The organism is Halobacteriovorax vibrionivorans (genome assembly GCF_003346865.1).
In the GTDB taxonomy this organism is placed as follows: domain Bacteria; phylum Bdellovibrionota; class Bacteriovoracia; order Bacteriovoracales; family Bacteriovoracaceae; genus Halobacteriovorax_A; species Halobacteriovorax_A vibrionivorans.
In genome coordinates, this window is sequence record NZ_QDKL01000003.1 from 758,055 (window position 1) to 774,216 (window position 16,162).

Sequence of the window (16,162 nt, forward strand, 5' to 3'; positions counted from 1 at the left end):
GATAAGTTAGCACTGTTGAATCATATTGATAATCAACTTTTTATGTCATATTCTAGGTATATATTATTAATTGGGTATTTTTATAAGGCCATTACATGTCTTCAGCGACTTTTTTTCAAATTCAGTCATTTATCATCCTAGCTCTTATGGTTTACGGGGTGACGCAGAGTAAGAAACGCAAAAAGCATATTAAAATTATGTCGAGCGCAATTATCTGGGATATCCTACTAATTTTACAAATTGAATTAAATCGCAGTGCGATAGATAAGGCCCTGGAAGTCTTTCAATCACAAACTGCTTTAAAAATACACTTATTCTTTGCAGTATCGAGTGTTGTACTCTATTTCGCAATGATCATCTCAGGTAGAAAGGTTCTTGCAGGAGATCGCTCATTCATTCCAAAGCATCGTTACCTAGGAATTACGACATTAGCATTTCGTATCCTAACTTTTATAACGAGCTTCTATGCTGCTGCAAAACCAATTATAAATTAAGAGGATTCACTAAATGTTATTTGAACAAGTAAAAACAATAATCGAAGAAAATATCAAAGACTCACAAGTTCAAGTTTATGACTTAACTGGTGGCGGTGATCATCTTGGAATCACAATTATTAGTGATGAATTCAAAGGAAAGATGCTTCTAGCACAACACCGTATGGTTATGGATATTCTAAAGCAAAAACTAAGTGAGGACCTTCACGCAGTACAGCTTAAAACACTAACTGTTGAGCAGGCCCAAAACCAAGGTTTGATTTAGTTTTCAACAACATCAAATCGAACATTAATAAATGGTAACGAGACATCTTTACGAGAGAAGCTTAACTCTTTAAAACCGTCTCCAATAACAAACTCTCTATAAGTTCCATCTGAGCGCTTTACACCGCGATATAAACGGCCAAGTACTTGGTCATTATCTTTATAGGCTTTTAAACGGTAACGAATGATTCGAGCTCTTGCTACATACACAGAGTTTGCAAGCCCATAAACAAAGGGAATATTTCTTAAAAAGTCATCTTCACTATTATAATAATTCATCGATCTCACATCCCAATTTATAAATAAATCAGGCTCAATATCTTCTTTTTCTAATTTAGATGCACCTTTTGACTTCACCCAACCAAGATAGTTATATTTAGTAGGTGCATTCTTTCCTGGCTCACTACTATCTTTACGAACAGGAAGGTTTGCATAGGCATAAATCAGCGCCCCCTTTCTCCATATAATATCTTGTTGCTCATCAGGCAAAGAAGGCTGATATAATTTATTATTCAAATTATTATTAAAGTTTAAACTTTGAAACTCTGTACTTGAGTTATAAGCTTCACTTGGATTTAAAATAACTTCTTTAGAAAAGAAAGGGTCTTGAATAAGAAAATAAATTGGGCGAGAAAATGAGCCTACTCCCGATGGAGTTTTAAGAACGAACTCTCTTTGACAATTTTCTTCACAAGTAACATCAAAATAAAAATCGAAAAAGTTCCTATCGTTATCATCCATTAACTCAAGTGAGCCCAGAGAGAATTTTGCAAGAGATAGGTCCTTACTTAAGACCTGTTCAAATTGCGTTAAATTAATTGTTTCTAAAATCTCTTCTGTTACTTTTTTATTATCTCTTTTATAACGACTAAAGAATGACGTTGCTGACAATAAGACTACTCCTGCAAGTCCTGAAGCAACTAATAATTCGACAAGGGAGAAACCATTACTCTTTTTTATAAACTTAAACATTCTATTCCCCTGAAATAACAAATTCATAATCCTTAAAGCCTTCAATATAAGACTTATGTGTTACGCGAATAACAAGCTTTAAAAGCCCACGATATGTCGGGTGAGGTGTTAGAATATAGCCCATACGGCCTGGGCAACTAGGACACTCTTCAACAGATGTTACCAACTTATCATTCCAAGCAAGAGGAAGCTTTTCATTGAGATCTTGTACACTTGTCATTGATAAGAATTCATCACTATTCATATTAACCTGAAAAACAGCACTATTTGATGATATTTTACGATACAAAGAATTAACAAGATTATGTTGAACGACCTGACTTCTCGATTTCTTATTTGCACTTCTAAAAATATTTTGTCCACCGACAAAGGCATATATTAGAACACCTAGTAGGCCAGCTGTGACAACAATCTCTGCTAAAGATAAACCTTTATTATCCAACTTCAACTATAAACTCCCAGTTTCAACCCAATATGTTTGGATATTAAATCGGCGGTAACGATTTGGTATTTTTGATTTTGTGACAAGTCCCCCACTTTCAGGAAGCCCTATTTCTGGATCAACAGTCGTCCAGTTATAATTATTTGGCCCCTCTAAGACAAAATGAATTGGGGAGCAAGTTCTTAAATCATATTGCTCCTGTCTTGAAATATTTTTATTCCAAACAGTAATATTAGAATCACATTCTAGTAACTCTCCATTTTCATCTCGACGGGCAAGCCATTTATACTCTCTTAGCTTTTCGATAGCGGCCGGATGCCAAATACTATAGAAATTCACACCACTGGTAAGAGCACCACTTGATATTTCTAACTCATTTACTAGTAGTGTTCCCACAAAAGTTAAAGGCGTTGAACGAGGTTCAATCTCTAGCTCAAGACAAGCGTAGAAACCAAAGATAAAACTCACATCACTTGGAATAATGCATTTCTTAGTGACCGATTGATTAGGTATCCCACCAGCATCACCTGGATACATATTACTTTGATTAAATAAGTAACGATCTTGCATTTCCATCGTCTCAGTCAATGTAATTCCATTTCCACCAACATCATACATCCAAGAATGCAGCGTATTCTTTGTAAAAGAGATATCCCAAGAATAATTGTCATTAACAGGTATGCCAGAGCACTTTTCTTTTAACTCTTTACTTTCAGAAATACTTAAGCCACCTTCAGGCATAAATAATTCCTTACTAAGTTTTTCAAATAGTCCCGGCATCGGCTTGCGAGGAGGTTCATTAAATCCATTATCGCGCTTTAACATTGTCCAGCCCTTAAGCTCTTCATCTCCGGCATTTGTATACTTAATAGATTCAACCACTCCTTCTTTATTTCGAATGAGTTTTATATTAATGAGGTTTGGATTACCTAATTCATTAGGTCCTGGTTTATGGGCCTCATTATTACGACGTCCTGTTGTGTAATTAGAACTATTCTCAATGGCAAAATCAAAAGCTGTTAACGATAATGTAATATCAGATATATTCTTATACGCATCACTATTGAGTTGATCCTTATTACTTATATCAACTTTAAAGTTTGTGATATTTGTTGTTGAGGCCGAAAGACTAAAATCAATACTAGGCTGCTTTTTTAAATACTCTTCAATTTCTTCAAGTGATTCATCCTTCATTTCAGCATATTCATTAGAAGCAGTTTCGATTGCGTTAACACGAGACTCGCAGCTGGCCTTAGCACCAGGATCATCGTTGTATACACTTGCACAACTACTACTTTTTGATTCATTGAAATTAGAATCAACAAGGCTACATTTATCTGATCTTACCTTAGGATCTTTAGAGTTGAGATCACTACATTTACTTGAAATATTTCTAACAACTCTTTGAAAGTCATTTTCCTTATAAGTGTCATCAAATTCTTCATCTGTTACTGTTTCTTTAGTAAGAACTTCCTTAGATTTAATAAAGTTAATGCTAGAGTTTAAGTTAATTTTGAATTCTGTATCACGTGCTAGTAACAACTCTGCAGTTTCACCATTAGCAGGAACAGAAACGTCCATTTTCATGATTGGCTTTTCAGATTTACCTACATCTATATAAGAGACTGTATTTTTGTCATTTTTTAAAATAACAGTATAGCCCTTCGTTGAGCTAACTAATTCACTTGGGAAGGCATATTCTTTAAATTCATTTGATATCGGAAGATTTGTTTTTGAAAGTCCGACACTAAAGCCACTACCACTTAATTTACCAAATAATCTAGAATCTCTAGTTTCAGATAAGTTCTCTTCTAGCTCGCGCCAAATATCACACTTCTTTGCCAGACTTGTATCAACATAATATTCATTACCAAATAAGGCGGCAATCCCCTCATCGACTTCGTCTTCAAAGACAACGCCTCGTTTTATCGTTTTTACATTAGCATAAGTCGAATAAAGTTGATCATCCTGTCCACCAAAACTCTTTGGCACAAAATTACCAGAACCACTTTTGACAGCACCTCTTCCTAAATGAATATTGGAATAAATCCCAACTGGTGCATAAGAGCTCGACGGTAGAATAAGGTCATTATCAACATAAATTGGTGCGTGAATATTTAAGCCCTTTGAGCTCTCCGATCCAGTATATTTAGATAAGTCTAGATCCCCACCTTTAATGATTGCAAATTGATTTAGGGTTCTTGGAAATAGACCAACTAAACTTCTCCCGTAGGGTCTACTATTATAATCGGAGCATCTATCGATATCCTTCATTTTTGCTTCAACAAAGATTTCGATATAGCGATCATCCCCTGATTTATAAAGAGCACTATTTTCAGCTTTCTTTAAAGAAATTGAAACTTCATCCATACAATTTCTAAGCGTATTAGTTAGAGAAAGGTTAATTGGATGGGACTGACTTAACTCCCCTAGAGACTTTATATTTATTGTTGTCGAGACCTCATCAAGAGCAGGTTCAAAGCCAATTTCTTTATTATATTCATTTTTATAGGCTTGCTTAATCGCAGTTAGAGAAGCGCTAGACCATAGAAGCCTTTCAAGATTTAACTTATTACTAATTACTTCATGCATATCTCCAGAACAGCTTTCGCTTCTGGCCCACTTATCATCCATACACCAACGATTTTTTAAAGCATGAGTCGTGTATGAAATAATACCGCGAGTAAAGGTATCCATTTCAGCATTTATGCGGCCATCTTTTTTCTTTTTTGAGACAACGTCGAGAACCTGATTTAGGTTCATTGTGAGATACGCTGCGGCCACCGAAGCAAAAATTATAAATGCTAGAGCAGCACCACCGCGTTCATTTCTTAACAACTTCATAAAAATCCATTTTTAATCAATTCAATTACTATATTGCAGGAGAAAACCAAATATCGTAAACGCTTCCAATGCGTCCATCTTCAGTCGTAAAAGTCGACTTCTCTCTGGCCTCTGCTCGCCCTTCAAAAGCGATATGTCCTCTTTTATATTCTAAGTTTATTGAAGTAACACCTTTCTTTGGTAATGTCGTCATTTCAGAACTTTCACTGATCCCGTTACCATTGAGATCATTCCATAGAATTAAATTTGAATATACTTCGTCATTAATATCGATTACACCGTCATTATTAGAATCATACTTAGCTAAAGCTCTAAAGCCATTTTCATATGTATTTTGATCACCGAATAACTCAAGGGCACTATTAATTTTTCCATCACCGTTTCGATCAATGGCAAGGAAATAACCTTTCGAATTAGGCTCTACCCAGTTTACGACTGGTACATCATTTATTAGTGGAAATGAACTTCTTCCTAAGAAGTCAGGGAGATTCGCATCGAAGAATAACATTAGTGGTGAATAATAAGAGCCACAGAATTGATTTCTTCCAAGAAACGCCGCTTTTACATTTAGGCAGTCTTCAAAGTCATTAAGGCCAATACTTCCCTTATAGTCGAGCTTAACCCACTTATCTTCTTTTTCATTATGTTGAAAGAATTCCACACGTACATCACTAGAAGAGCCAGAGAAAATTACACGGCCAGTACTTAGATCACGTGCTCCAACTCTTTTTGGAATACTTAATTGCGCAATTGAAACATTAACTTCACCTTCATGAATTTCACTTTCAGTATCTTCCTGAGCACCTGATACAATTTCAGTTGAAACATCCATTGCTTCCTTACCTCGGATACCACAATTGGCAAGCCCAGGCTTTTTCGTATATGAAGACTTGGCAGCGTAGCCAGTTCCCTTCCAATTATAGAAGAATTTACATTTAATATTTGAATTGAGAGCTGCTTGAGCGAGAGGGTCTCCTTGACGACGACAATCAAGAGCATCGTTTAAAAAGAACTTTGCCCTCTTGTAAGCACATTTATATTTAACATCACGTGAAGAGTTTCCACTTTTTATTAAACAATTAACATCATTTGATTCAGCATTCCACGTACATGATTGCCCATAAGTATTTGGCCAAGTTACCTGAGGAGAGAAGACCGTATTACTCTCAAAGTGTTGTCCACCATTTGATAACTTCACATTCATTCTAATATCACCACCACGAGGATCAATCGTACTCTTAGCATGCCTTAGGTTTGCACCATAACAAGTAGGAGTTAGCGTAATATTTAAATGTTTTGAGCGAAATTGATCACACGAGTTCTTCTTAATAACATTTCCCACTTGGTTTAACCTAACTCCAAGGGCCGTGTTATTTGGAATAACAGAAATTCCTTGAGCAAAGACTTGATGACTACTAAAGATTGTTAAAAATATTAGTACTAACACTTCTGAGATCCCCTTATTTGCAAGTAATTTTCTTTAGATTAACATAGGTTTTTTAACTACTTACAACTTACTGATTTTACTTCAACTCAATTTGGTCCCAACGTATCTTACTAAAAATACATGAGAACTTTTCTTGGCATTACTCATGAGATGAGTTCTGCTTATCGACTAAATCATTAAAAGAATCCTCGATCTCTCTGAAGTAATCTCCTTTTCGAAATGTTACTTTCTCTAGGAAATGTTCTTCATCCTCTTCAGACTTAGCAAGCTTCTTAAAGTGATTGTTTAAACGATATAAAGGGCCCGCAATCTTGTGGGACATTGTTAAACCTAAATATAGAAATAGAAAGAAAGAAACTAAGACTGCAATAAGAAGAGAAAAGCTTATGATTTGAACTTGAACATCCCAAAAGCCTTGAAAGGCAGCACTTTGAAAGAAGCCACTCTCCTCTGCCATCTCTCTGACATTTACAAGAAACGACAAAATTGTGGCAACAAAAAGTCCACACGAGATAAGATTTAAAAATCCAAATTTAACGAGAAAGTGTTTTTGAAATTCTGGGTTAATCCAGATTTGTTTGAGGCGTCGGCGATTTTTTGCCATTTATGAGACTCCTATAATAAGTGTTTAATTTATTATAGGAGCTCACTTAAGTTATTGAAACATGGAAAAAGTTAACCTGTTTCTTAGTGATGATCATCCATCATCGCATCATCAAAGTCTTTACATGCAATCGCTAGAGATGCTGGTAAAAGTGCCCAAAACCCTACTAAACACAATGCAACAAATACTTCTAAACTCATATATATTCCTTCGATAGATAAAATTTTATAAGAATCAAAGACTATTATAAGTCATTTGACGGTTCCTGACTAGTAAATTCAACTTCTGCCACGTTGGCCAACTGTGCCTTATCAATCTCTACTTCCATAATTTTTTGGAATCTCTTAGAGATTTTACCTGTAGTTATATTGATATTATTAACGTCTTTAGTAACTGTTGCAAGATGCTTTGTTAGATCAGTCCATCTCTTCTCATAGAGATTAAAGTCTTTACCTAATTTATTGATTTCTTCGTGAAGAATAGACATATACTTTGAACGCTCCATATTCATCATAACACTTTGAACAGTTGTTAAAGTTGCCATAAAAGTTGTCGGTGATGCGATCCAAACATTATGCTTTTGAGAATAAGAAATAATATCTTCATGATATGCGTGAATTTCAGCAAAGATGGCCTCGGCCGGAAGAAAGAGAACGGCCTGCTCAGCAGTCTCACCCTTAATAATATATTTACTCGAAATATCATCGATATGTTTTTTTACATTTCGTACGAATTCTTTACGTGCACTCGCCTTCTCTTCCAATGATCCTTCAAACATTCTTTTGAAGTTTTCTAATGGAAACTTTGAATCCACACAAAGCTTTCCAATTGGATCAGGAAGATCAACCATTGCATCCACGAGCTTGTCATTACTTAATTTGTACTGAAGCTTATAATACTTATCACCCTCACCAAATACTGACTTTAAAAGTGAAGTTAGCTGAACCTCACCAAAGATCCCACGTGATTTTTTATCAGTTAGAACTTCTTGAAGGCTTACAACATTTGTCGAAAGTGATTCGATTTTCTTTTGGGCCTCATCAATTTTAGCAAGACGAGCAATAATTCCAGTAAAGGTTTCATTAGTCTTCTTGAAATTCTCGTTGAGGTTTTCTTGAACTTTATTATCAATATTTTGCAGTTTATCTTGGATTGACTTATTCGTTTTATCAAACTTCGCCTCAAGATCTTTTCCAAGCTGATCTTTAAAAGTGAAGAGATCCTTATTTAGAGCACCTTTTGTCTCCATCAATCTTTCAGCAACAAGTTCTCTTAGATTAGAGAAGTTTTCTGCTAGCTGATTATTATTTTTGAATAAAGTATCCGTCATTTCATTCTTTTGAGAACGAATTAAATTATTAACTTCGTCAAAGTTAACAACTTGCTCTTTTTTAAAAATTAAAAAGAGGAATCCAATAATTACAATTTGAAGAACAATAACTACTATCGTTAAGGCCATTAATTCATTCCTTCTTTTTCACTAGGCATTTTATATGCCTGTGGATTCAACTGCTTCTTTTGCTCTTTTAAAAATTGTAGGCCATCGACCCAATTACCTTGCACTCTCACTCCCCAATGAAGATGTGGAGCACTCGAGCGTCCAGTATTACCACTTAAAGCTATAATTTGACCACGTTTAACTGTATCGCCAGTTTTAACTTTAAATTCTGACAAGTGGCAATACATTGTGATGACACCAGCACCGTGATCAATAAAGACAGCCTTTCCATTAAAGAAGAGATCTTCAACAAGGATTACTTTCCCATCGTTTGATGCTTTGATTGGCGTTGGCCTTCTTGCTCGCATATCCGTACCAGAATGCCAGCTATTTTTCTTATCGTTAAATACACGACGATTACCATAAACAGCGGTGATCTTACTATTTAGCGGGCGGATAAATTCTTTATCTGTTAATGAACGATCTGTAACAGCACTTGCATAAGCTTCACTTTGTAGTTTTACTTCTCTTTTCCAGCGCTCAACCGCTTCAGGAGAAAGATCAACGTGCTTCTTTGCCACCTTGATATAAGATTTCTTATAATCAAATGGCCTTATATTAAATGTCGTAAAGTGATACTGAACTTCACTTCCGTAGACCTTAGACTTTAAGTAGCAATGAACATTACTTGGCGCATCTGTTTTCTCACCATCTTTTGTTTCAAAGTACCAATATCTCGGAGCATAGAATGCCGTTATTTTTCCATTTTTAATTTCGTGAGATAGCCTCTTATCTCCACAGAGAATATGAAATTCTTCCCCGAGACTTGGCAGGTCTAAAATAATCTTATTCACCTTACCTGGGTAGGCTATACGTTGTTCAACGTCATAAGTTCCAAGCTTTGGTAGAGGCTTAAGGCCTGCACATGAACAGAGAAAGAGTAAAAATGAAAATAGGAAAAATGTTGTATTGTGTCTCATAAGGAAATTATGGCAAATAAGTTGCGATTTTTAAAGGCCTATTGCTTTAAAAGTGCTAAAAATAAGGGTATAAACAAATATATTTATTTCGAAGGGGTAATTAAATGGCGACGATTAGGCCACAAAATGCAAAAGGGACACGTGACTTTGGTCCACTTGAATCATCAAGACGAAATTATATATTTGATACAATTAAAAAAAGGTTTCAATCACATGGCTTTATGCCGCTAGAGACACCTGCCGTTGAGAACCTGAACGTCCTCACTGGTAAATATGGAGAAGAAGGAGATAAGCTTCTTTTTCGCGTTCTAAACTCAGGAGACTTTCTAAAGAAGGTAAAGCCAGAAGATTTAGAAGAGAAGAATCTTGGAGCAATTTCAGCAAAGATGTGTGATCGAGGTCTGCGCTATGACCTTACCATCCCATTTGCTCGCTATGTGTGTGCCAATTTAAATGAACTGGCCCTCCCATTTAAACGCTATCAAATTCAGCCAGTTTGGCGTGCGGATCGTCCTCAAAAAGGCCGTTATCGCGAATTCTATCAATGTGATGGAGATATTATTGGAACAGAATCACTTCTAAGTGAAGTTTCCCTAGTTGAAGTCTATCACGATGTTTTTAACGACCTAAAGCTTGATGGTGTTGAAATCGTCATCAACAACAGAAAGATCCTTCAAGGTATTGCTAGTGTTCTCGGCGTCAGCGATAAGCTTACCGATATGACTATTGCCATTGATAAGCTCGATAAGATTGGAGCTGAGAAAGTTGGAGAAGAACTTTTAAAACGCGACTTTAGTGAAGAGCAAGTAGCAAGACTCTCAACACTTCTTACCTTAGAAGGAAGCTCTGATGAGAAGCTTTCAACAATCAAAGAATTTCTAGGAGAAGACGAAGTTGGAAAACTTGGCCTTGAAGAACTTGAATTCGTTCTCTCAAATGTGCGTGAGCTAGGAATTGAAAACCTTGTCTTTGATCCGACTCTAGCAAGAGGACTTGATTACTACACAGGTTGCATTTTTGAAGTAAAACTTGTTGATGGTTCAATGGGAAGTATCGGTGGCGGTGGACGCTATGACGATCTAACGAGTATGTTTGGTCAAAAAGAGAAGCTCTCAGGTGTTGGAATCTCATTTGGAGCTGAAAGAATTTATGATGTCATGCTTGATCGTGGACTCTTTGAAGATATCAGCGCAAGCGTAGATTTTATGATCATCAATATGAGTGATGACGACCAAAAAGAATACCTCCAAATTGCTCGCAACTTTAGAGCACAAGGCCGTTCAATTGAGATCTACCCTACTTCGGCCAAGATGAAGAAGCAGATGACTTACGCCAACAAGCGTGGGGTTAAGAATGTAATCTTCTATGGGGATCAGGAAAAAGAACAAAGAATTTTAAAAATAAAAGACATGGAAACAGGTCAAGAGAAACAAGAAAGCCTCGCATAGCGAGGCTTCTTTATTTCTAACGAAATGAATTCGTTTGATTATCCTAGGATATCGTATGGACGAATTGTCTTTCTACCGTTAGCTGTACATCTCTTTTGAGCTTGATCAACTAGCCAGTATACGTACTCGTTCATTGCTTCAAGAGCGTCTGAAGATACGTTGTATCCTTTACCCTTTAGTGCTTCTTTAGTTTTTGAACCAACTAGTAGCATTTCCTTTTTCTTAGTTGATTTCTTAGCTGCTTTTTTCTTTGGAGCTGCTTTCTTCTTAGTTGCTGCTTTTTTCTTTTTAGCCATTTTAAACCTCTTGTTTAGTTGTTTTAGTAGAAAAATATGTAATATAGTAATTTTAAGTACCTAGCATTTATTACGTCAATAAAAAAAACCGATCGCCTCCTATAATCGCCGAAAATTAGGCTTAATTATCCTAAATAACTGGGTAAAATACGTCATTTTGCATAAAATCATTCCTTGAGATAGTCTTTAGAGATGGAAAAGCAAGTGTTTAAAATTGCAAGCCAAAAAAGCAACAGGTTCATTTTAGTAATTAAGAATCTTACTAGTCACACTAGTGTGCTTGAGATAAATAAGTGCCATCTTGTTATGCTTGTGTCTCCGCAAAAACTAACGGCTCTATTACCGAAAAATAGCTGTGCCCTAGGGCATAGGATTGAATTATATATTGTCCAAAATTCACTTGTAACAAAGGCCAATTCAGCCGATTTAACAAAGCATGAGCAGGCCATAAAGCTAACAAGTGAAGTCATGGATATTGGTGCATATAACGACGAGCAGAACCACGTAACTTTTAAAGTTCTGGAAGAGAGTAAGGAGATGCACGAGAAGATTGAAAATGTAATTTTGAATCGATTAGAGAAGACAAATAATTTATTAGATAAATTTAGGAAAGTACCAGTCGATGAGTAACGAAGATTCAAGAAAACAAACATTCTTTAAAGACTTAGAAGTCTTAGTGGTTGAGTCTCTCGGGAATGCCCGTGTTGCATACGAGAATGCATTCAAGTCACTTGGTATTGAACGTAAGAATGTACGTTTTGCTAAGACTTTTCATGATGCCCTTAAAGAGCTCGACTCTTTTGAGCCCAATCTTGTTTTTAGCTACGAAGTACTTGATCAAGGTCGCTATAACGACGTTTTAAAGAAGCACTTAAAGCTTCAGCCAAATCGAATCAACAACAGCTTCATTCTACTGACTCAAAACGATTCCATTGATGCGATTTCAAAAATTGCTCAACAACAAGTGGATCTCGTTCTACCGATCCCATTCACTGTAGATAGTATAAAAGCCTTAATGGATAAGTTATACGAGATGAAGTCATCTCCAAGTGATTATCGAAAACTTATCAATGCCGCTTATGAACAAGTAGGAAAAGATCATGCAAAAGTTTTTGAGATTGTAGAGAAGGCCAGAGAGTTATCAAAAGGGCCATATGAAACATATTATCTGGAAGGACTTTGTCATTTCAAAGATAAGAATTTTGAAGAGTCCCTTAAAGCACTTGAGAAGTCTTATACAATAAACCCAAAAGACTTTAATACTCTAAAGCTATTTTTTAAAACTTATAAACATCAGAAAAATTACTATATGGCCTTGCAGTATTCACTTAAACTACATGCGGACTACCCTATTTCACCTGATATGTTGAAAGACTTATCAATGGTTGCAGTTGCAGCTGGTAAGCATGAATTAATTTTAAATTATTATGATGCTTATAAGAAAGTAAATGAGCCTTCAGATGAAATCAAAGATGCCATTTCTGCGGCCATTGTCATCTATGCTCGATGTGAACTTGAAAAAATTGAATTTGATAAATCATCTATTCAAGACTTACAAAAAAATAAGAAATACTTAAAGGCATTAAAGCTAATTGAGGAAGCTTCAATCATTTGCGCAACAAAGCCTGCAATTTTAGAAAAAATGATTATTATCCTGACTCAAACACCAGATAATAAGACCACCAAATTCGTGCAAGTTAAGCAAAAAGAAAAATTTCCAAAGTATGAGAATGCTCCACTCATGGATGCCCTCGTCGCAGATAAAGACTCTACTGCTTCCCAGTCTTTAAAGATGGCCATCGACACATTAAATAGTGGATTCAAATCAGAAGAATTATTTGAAATTATCATCAAACGCTCTGTCGATATGAATCGTAAAGAAGAGAGTATTCAGGAGTGGTATGAGCAGGCCATCAAAATCTATCCCCATATGAAGTCTCGTCTGAATAAATTTTATAACGCTTAACGAAATTCCAGTCACTTACGCACTTTTGAAAAATAAATTCCTTTGCAGAATTTTTCTTAAATTATATAAAAATGGGAAATATTAGGGAGGGGTTTATTATGTTTAGAGCAGTTATATTGCTAGTGGCCATTGTTTATCTAACAAGCACAATGGCACAATTTAGAGCACCACAAATACCGAACTATACACAATCTGCATGTGTTGAAAAATTGTGTTCAGGTAACGAAAGAGAATGTTCATCTAATTATGAACTAAGAAGAATTTACGATGCGTGTACAAGACAACTGGACTTAGGTTGTATTAACAATTCAATGAGACTTCTTTCACGTTTTGATCAAAATGATCACAATGAGCTTTATGCAATTGCTCGTTCTTGCCAATACGTAACAGGAAATGTTCAAGCAACAGTAATGGCAAATTTAAGTCGCTACGATCGTAATGATCTTAATGAAGTAACAAGCTTAAATTCACAACTTTGGTTAGTACAAAATTCATGTCTTAACAGTGCGCTTTCAAGATTAAGCAGAAGAGACTTTGATAGCCAAGAAGACATCAGAAGAGTTATGTCACAATGTGTAGGAACATTTAATGTTGCCTGCTTTGAAAATGAATGTGATGGACACTTCGCATGTAATGATCAAAATGAAGTAGTGAATGCTTTAAGAAAATGTATAAGTGGACCTAGTCTACAAGACCGTCGTCGTCTATAAATAACGAAATATAAAACACACAAGAAACACAACACACACAATTAGGTTTTTAATGACGAAAATTCTTTTTAAAATAATGGCCATCACGATGGTGGCCACTTTTACACAAGCAGACTTTAACCGTTCAATTCTCTTTAGTGGTCGACTAGCGAATTCATGTGAATTTGTAAGCGATCAAGCTGTCCTAGAAGTTGTTGACTCCCTAACAATAGCAATTAAAGACATCAAAGATGAGCGCTATCGTTGCCAATCAATCTATGCAAACTCAAAGGCCTTCCTTTCTTCACTAAGTGAGCAATATAAGGGCAATGCCAATGAAGTTTCTATTATCGATTCAAACTTAGAGACGATTGCAAGTGAGGTTTATCAACTTGTGGCAAATAGTAATTATAACGGTGAATACGATGATGAGATCCTCTCTCTACAAAGAAGAAGAAATGAGATCCTCGATTCAGATTACCGTAAAGAAAATGGCGTTGTTGATAGTCTCACAATGGCCACAACAATCTTAGATGACCTAAGAGATGCGCCAGAATGTGATGATGACTTAGGTCCAAAAATGCTTCGCCCTGCAGTTATGTTAATGGGACAAGTTGCCGGTGCTCTATACCCAGGCTCTTCCCTATTCACTTCTGCAGCTTCTACAGGACTTGCCAATATGGTTGATAGTCTTGTCTCTTACGTAAGTTATAAAGGAAGTGATGCTTATCAAGCGTTAGAAGACTTATATAATGATCGAAATTACTACGTATCTTATAAGTGTGCATATAAGAATATCAATGCCATGACTTGTAACCTACGTCGTAAGAATGCAACAAGAGAAGAAGCTAAGTGGTTATATGACTACATTCAAAGGCTAGACACTCCAGACAAAGACTTTCAAAGAATTAAAAATTTAAGAAAGCACTACCCTCGTATCCAAAGAATTCTAAGTGAATTAAGAGATATTTATGAAACTGCAAATCAACAAGATACAATTGTAACCATTGCAACTCTTCAAAAGGAGCAAGCAAAGCTTAGACTGCAACAGCCTGATCCATATCAAATCGAAGAGTGGAATGATGAATATCAAAATATAAAAACTTGGGGAACGTGGTCACAAACTTTAACCTGGTTTGCTAATGTAAATGCAAAGTTAAATGTCTATTGTCGTGAATTCCAAGACGGTAAGTACTGGGTAAATCAGAATAGTGATTGCCAGGAAAACCAAATTGCTCGAAATGAAGATCGTACACAGTATATTCAAGAAGTAATTAAACCAGCTTTAGCTGATCTTGCGGCCGACAAAGAAAGACTTTCAGAGAAGCTTAGAAATTCAGTTAACGTTGAAAGATTGTATAAAATCATCGAAGCAGAAGATAATTGGCGAGATAATAAGAAAGATTTTTCAATCTCAGAAGTCATCGAAATCTTTGAAGAGGACTTAACAAAAACGGGAACGAGGCCACAAGCAACTGCCCTATTTTCAGTTCGTATGAGAAACGCTTTAAAAGCACTTAAGGCCCTTGTTAATTTTGAGAAGGTTGTTGTCAATGTTCCAAGTCTGACACCAGAAGACTGTGATATCGACGCTCCAAATTGCCAGTGCAATAGCTTTAAGGACCTATCACAAGCAGCTTATACTTATTTAGCAAATAATTTATCAGATGGTGATGTTCTTTCAGTTGAGACAATCGATGCGACCTTCTATAACTACATCCGTGCAGTTGAAGAATACTTCCTCTATGGACTTCCATATGCAGAAAGCCCACAGCTAACATATGAGGATAGCTTAAATTATTCGAAATATACTTTTTTAATCCCAATCTATCGCGGAATTCAACAAAATCTACTAAGAGGAGATAATGTTGGAGCAAGTAATATTCCTCTCATGAATACGGCAAGAGAAAGCTTTGAGAAAGTTTTTGGAAAGTCGATTATTAAGATCCTAAATAAGAATGCAAAGAAAGTTCTTAAGAAGGGAAAAAGACACGATAGCTATCGCGACACTCTCCATTCATGTGCTATCTACTACCCAATGCTTAAGAAAAAAGGCATGGGGCTAAGAGCAAAATTCTTAGCAAAGAGATGTGCTGAGATTCTTGATGACAGCGGTGGTATTCCCTACCTAGTCAATGGAAGCGAGCGCTTCTCAACGAAAAATGAGGCCTATGAGTCACAGTGCTTCTATCGAAACTACGAAGAGGCCGTAAGTGTAAAGAAGGCCGAACTTGCTCGAGAACTTGATCAAAATGGAGATCTTCCAGAATTATAATAT

General features: G+C 36.0%; 15 protein-coding genes. 7 read left to right on the plus strand and 8 right to left on the minus strand.

Going from position 1 to position 16,162, the window contains the following annotated elements; genetic code table 11:
- Nucleotides 1–95 precede the first annotated feature (95 nt).
- Both DAY19_RS14285 and DAY19_RS14290 read left to right on the plus strand, forming a co-directional pair.
- On the plus strand, nucleotides 96–494 hold the full coding sequence (locus DAY19_RS14285; RefSeq protein ID WP_115363640.1) for a hypothetical protein: 399 nt from the start codon (nucleotides 96–98) through the stop codon (nucleotides 492–494).
- Nucleotides 495–507: 13 nt separating this feature from the next.
- Entirely contained in the window at nucleotides 508–759 is a 252-nt protein-coding gene (locus tag DAY19_RS14290; protein ID WP_115363642.1) for a BolA/IbaG family iron-sulfur metabolism protein, read from the plus strand.
- Here the strand turns inward: DAY19_RS14290 and DAY19_RS14295 are convergent.
- The 7 genes from DAY19_RS14295 to DAY19_RS15470 form a co-directional block, all read right to left on the minus strand.
- A complete protein-coding gene (locus tag DAY19_RS14295; RefSeq protein WP_158536924.1) occupies nucleotides 756–1,730 on the minus strand; it encodes a PilW family protein in 975 nt (324 codons plus the stop codon). The genes DAY19_RS14290 and DAY19_RS14295 overlap by 4 nt on opposite strands.
- Nucleotide 1,731: 1 nt before the next feature.
- Nucleotides 1,732–2,178, minus strand: a complete 447-nt coding sequence (locus DAY19_RS14300; protein ID WP_115363646.1) for a hypothetical protein — start codon at nucleotides 2,176–2,178, stop codon at nucleotides 1,732–1,734.
- A complete protein-coding gene (locus DAY19_RS14305; protein WP_115363648.1) occupies nucleotides 2,179–5,016 on the minus strand; it encodes a hypothetical protein in 2,838 nt (945 codons plus the stop codon). It abuts the gene before it with no gap.
- 28 nt (nucleotides 5,017–5,044) lie between these two features.
- Nucleotides 5,045–6,463: a hypothetical protein gene (locus tag DAY19_RS14310; RefSeq protein WP_115363650.1), complete on the minus strand. Its 1,419-nt coding sequence runs from the start codon at nucleotides 6,461–6,463 to the stop codon at nucleotides 5,045–5,047.
- A gap of 139 nt (nucleotides 6,464–6,602) precedes the next feature.
- Nucleotides 6,603–7,067 (minus strand): hypothetical protein, encoded by a 465-nt coding sequence (locus tag DAY19_RS14315; RefSeq protein ID WP_115363652.1) that lies wholly within the window; start codon nucleotides 7,065–7,067, stop codon nucleotides 6,603–6,605.
- 244 nt (nucleotides 7,068–7,311) lie between these two features.
- On the minus strand, nucleotides 7,312–8,526 hold the full coding sequence (locus DAY19_RS14320; RefSeq protein WP_115363654.1) for a DNA recombination protein RmuC: 1,215 nt from the start codon (nucleotides 8,524–8,526) through the stop codon (nucleotides 7,312–7,314).
- Nucleotides 8,526–9,485 (minus strand): M23 family metallopeptidase, encoded by a 960-nt coding sequence (locus DAY19_RS15470; protein ID WP_115363656.1) that lies wholly within the window; start codon nucleotides 9,483–9,485, stop codon nucleotides 8,526–8,528. Before DAY19_RS15470 ends, DAY19_RS14320 begins: the two co-directional genes overlap by 1 nt.
- Nucleotides 9,486–9,589: 104 nt before the next feature.
- Between DAY19_RS15470 and hisS the strand changes: the two genes are divergently transcribed.
- Nucleotides 9,590–10,933 carry a histidine--tRNA ligase gene (gene hisS, locus DAY19_RS14330; protein ID WP_115363658.1) on the plus strand — a complete coding sequence of 448 codons (1,344 nt, stop codon included), beginning with the start codon at nucleotides 9,590–9,592 and terminating at the stop codon, nucleotides 10,931–10,933.
- 38 nt (nucleotides 10,934–10,971) lie between these two features.
- Here the strand turns inward: hisS and DAY19_RS15350 are convergent, their stop codons facing one another.
- Entirely contained in the window at nucleotides 10,972–11,229 is a 258-nt protein-coding gene (locus DAY19_RS15350) for a hypothetical protein (protein ID WP_199506668.1), read from the minus strand.
- A 192-nt stretch (nucleotides 11,230–11,421) separates the two neighbouring features.
- Between DAY19_RS15350 and DAY19_RS14340 the strand changes: the two genes are divergently transcribed.
- From DAY19_RS14340 to DAY19_RS14355, 4 genes are all read left to right on the plus strand, one after another.
- On the plus strand, nucleotides 11,422–11,859 hold the full coding sequence (locus DAY19_RS14340) for a hypothetical protein (protein ID WP_115363660.1): 438 nt from the start codon (nucleotides 11,422–11,424) through the stop codon (nucleotides 11,857–11,859).
- Nucleotides 11,852–13,195: a tetratricopeptide repeat protein gene (locus DAY19_RS14345; protein ID WP_115363663.1), complete on the plus strand. Its 1,344-nt coding sequence runs from the start codon at nucleotides 11,852–11,854 to the stop codon at nucleotides 13,193–13,195. Before DAY19_RS14340 ends, DAY19_RS14345 begins: the two co-directional genes overlap by 8 nt.
- Nucleotides 13,196–13,293: 98 nt before the next feature.
- Nucleotides 13,294–13,905: a hypothetical protein gene (locus DAY19_RS14350; RefSeq protein WP_115363665.1), complete on the plus strand. Its 612-nt coding sequence runs from the start codon at nucleotides 13,294–13,296 to the stop codon at nucleotides 13,903–13,905.
- Nucleotides 13,906–13,957: 52 nt separating this feature from the next.
- The gene (locus DAY19_RS14355) at nucleotides 13,958–16,159 is read left to right on the plus strand and encodes a hypothetical protein (RefSeq protein ID WP_115363666.1); all 2,202 of its coding nucleotides are present in this window, start codon (nucleotides 13,958–13,960) and stop codon (nucleotides 16,157–16,159) included.
- Nucleotides 16,160–16,162 lie beyond the last annotated feature (3 nt).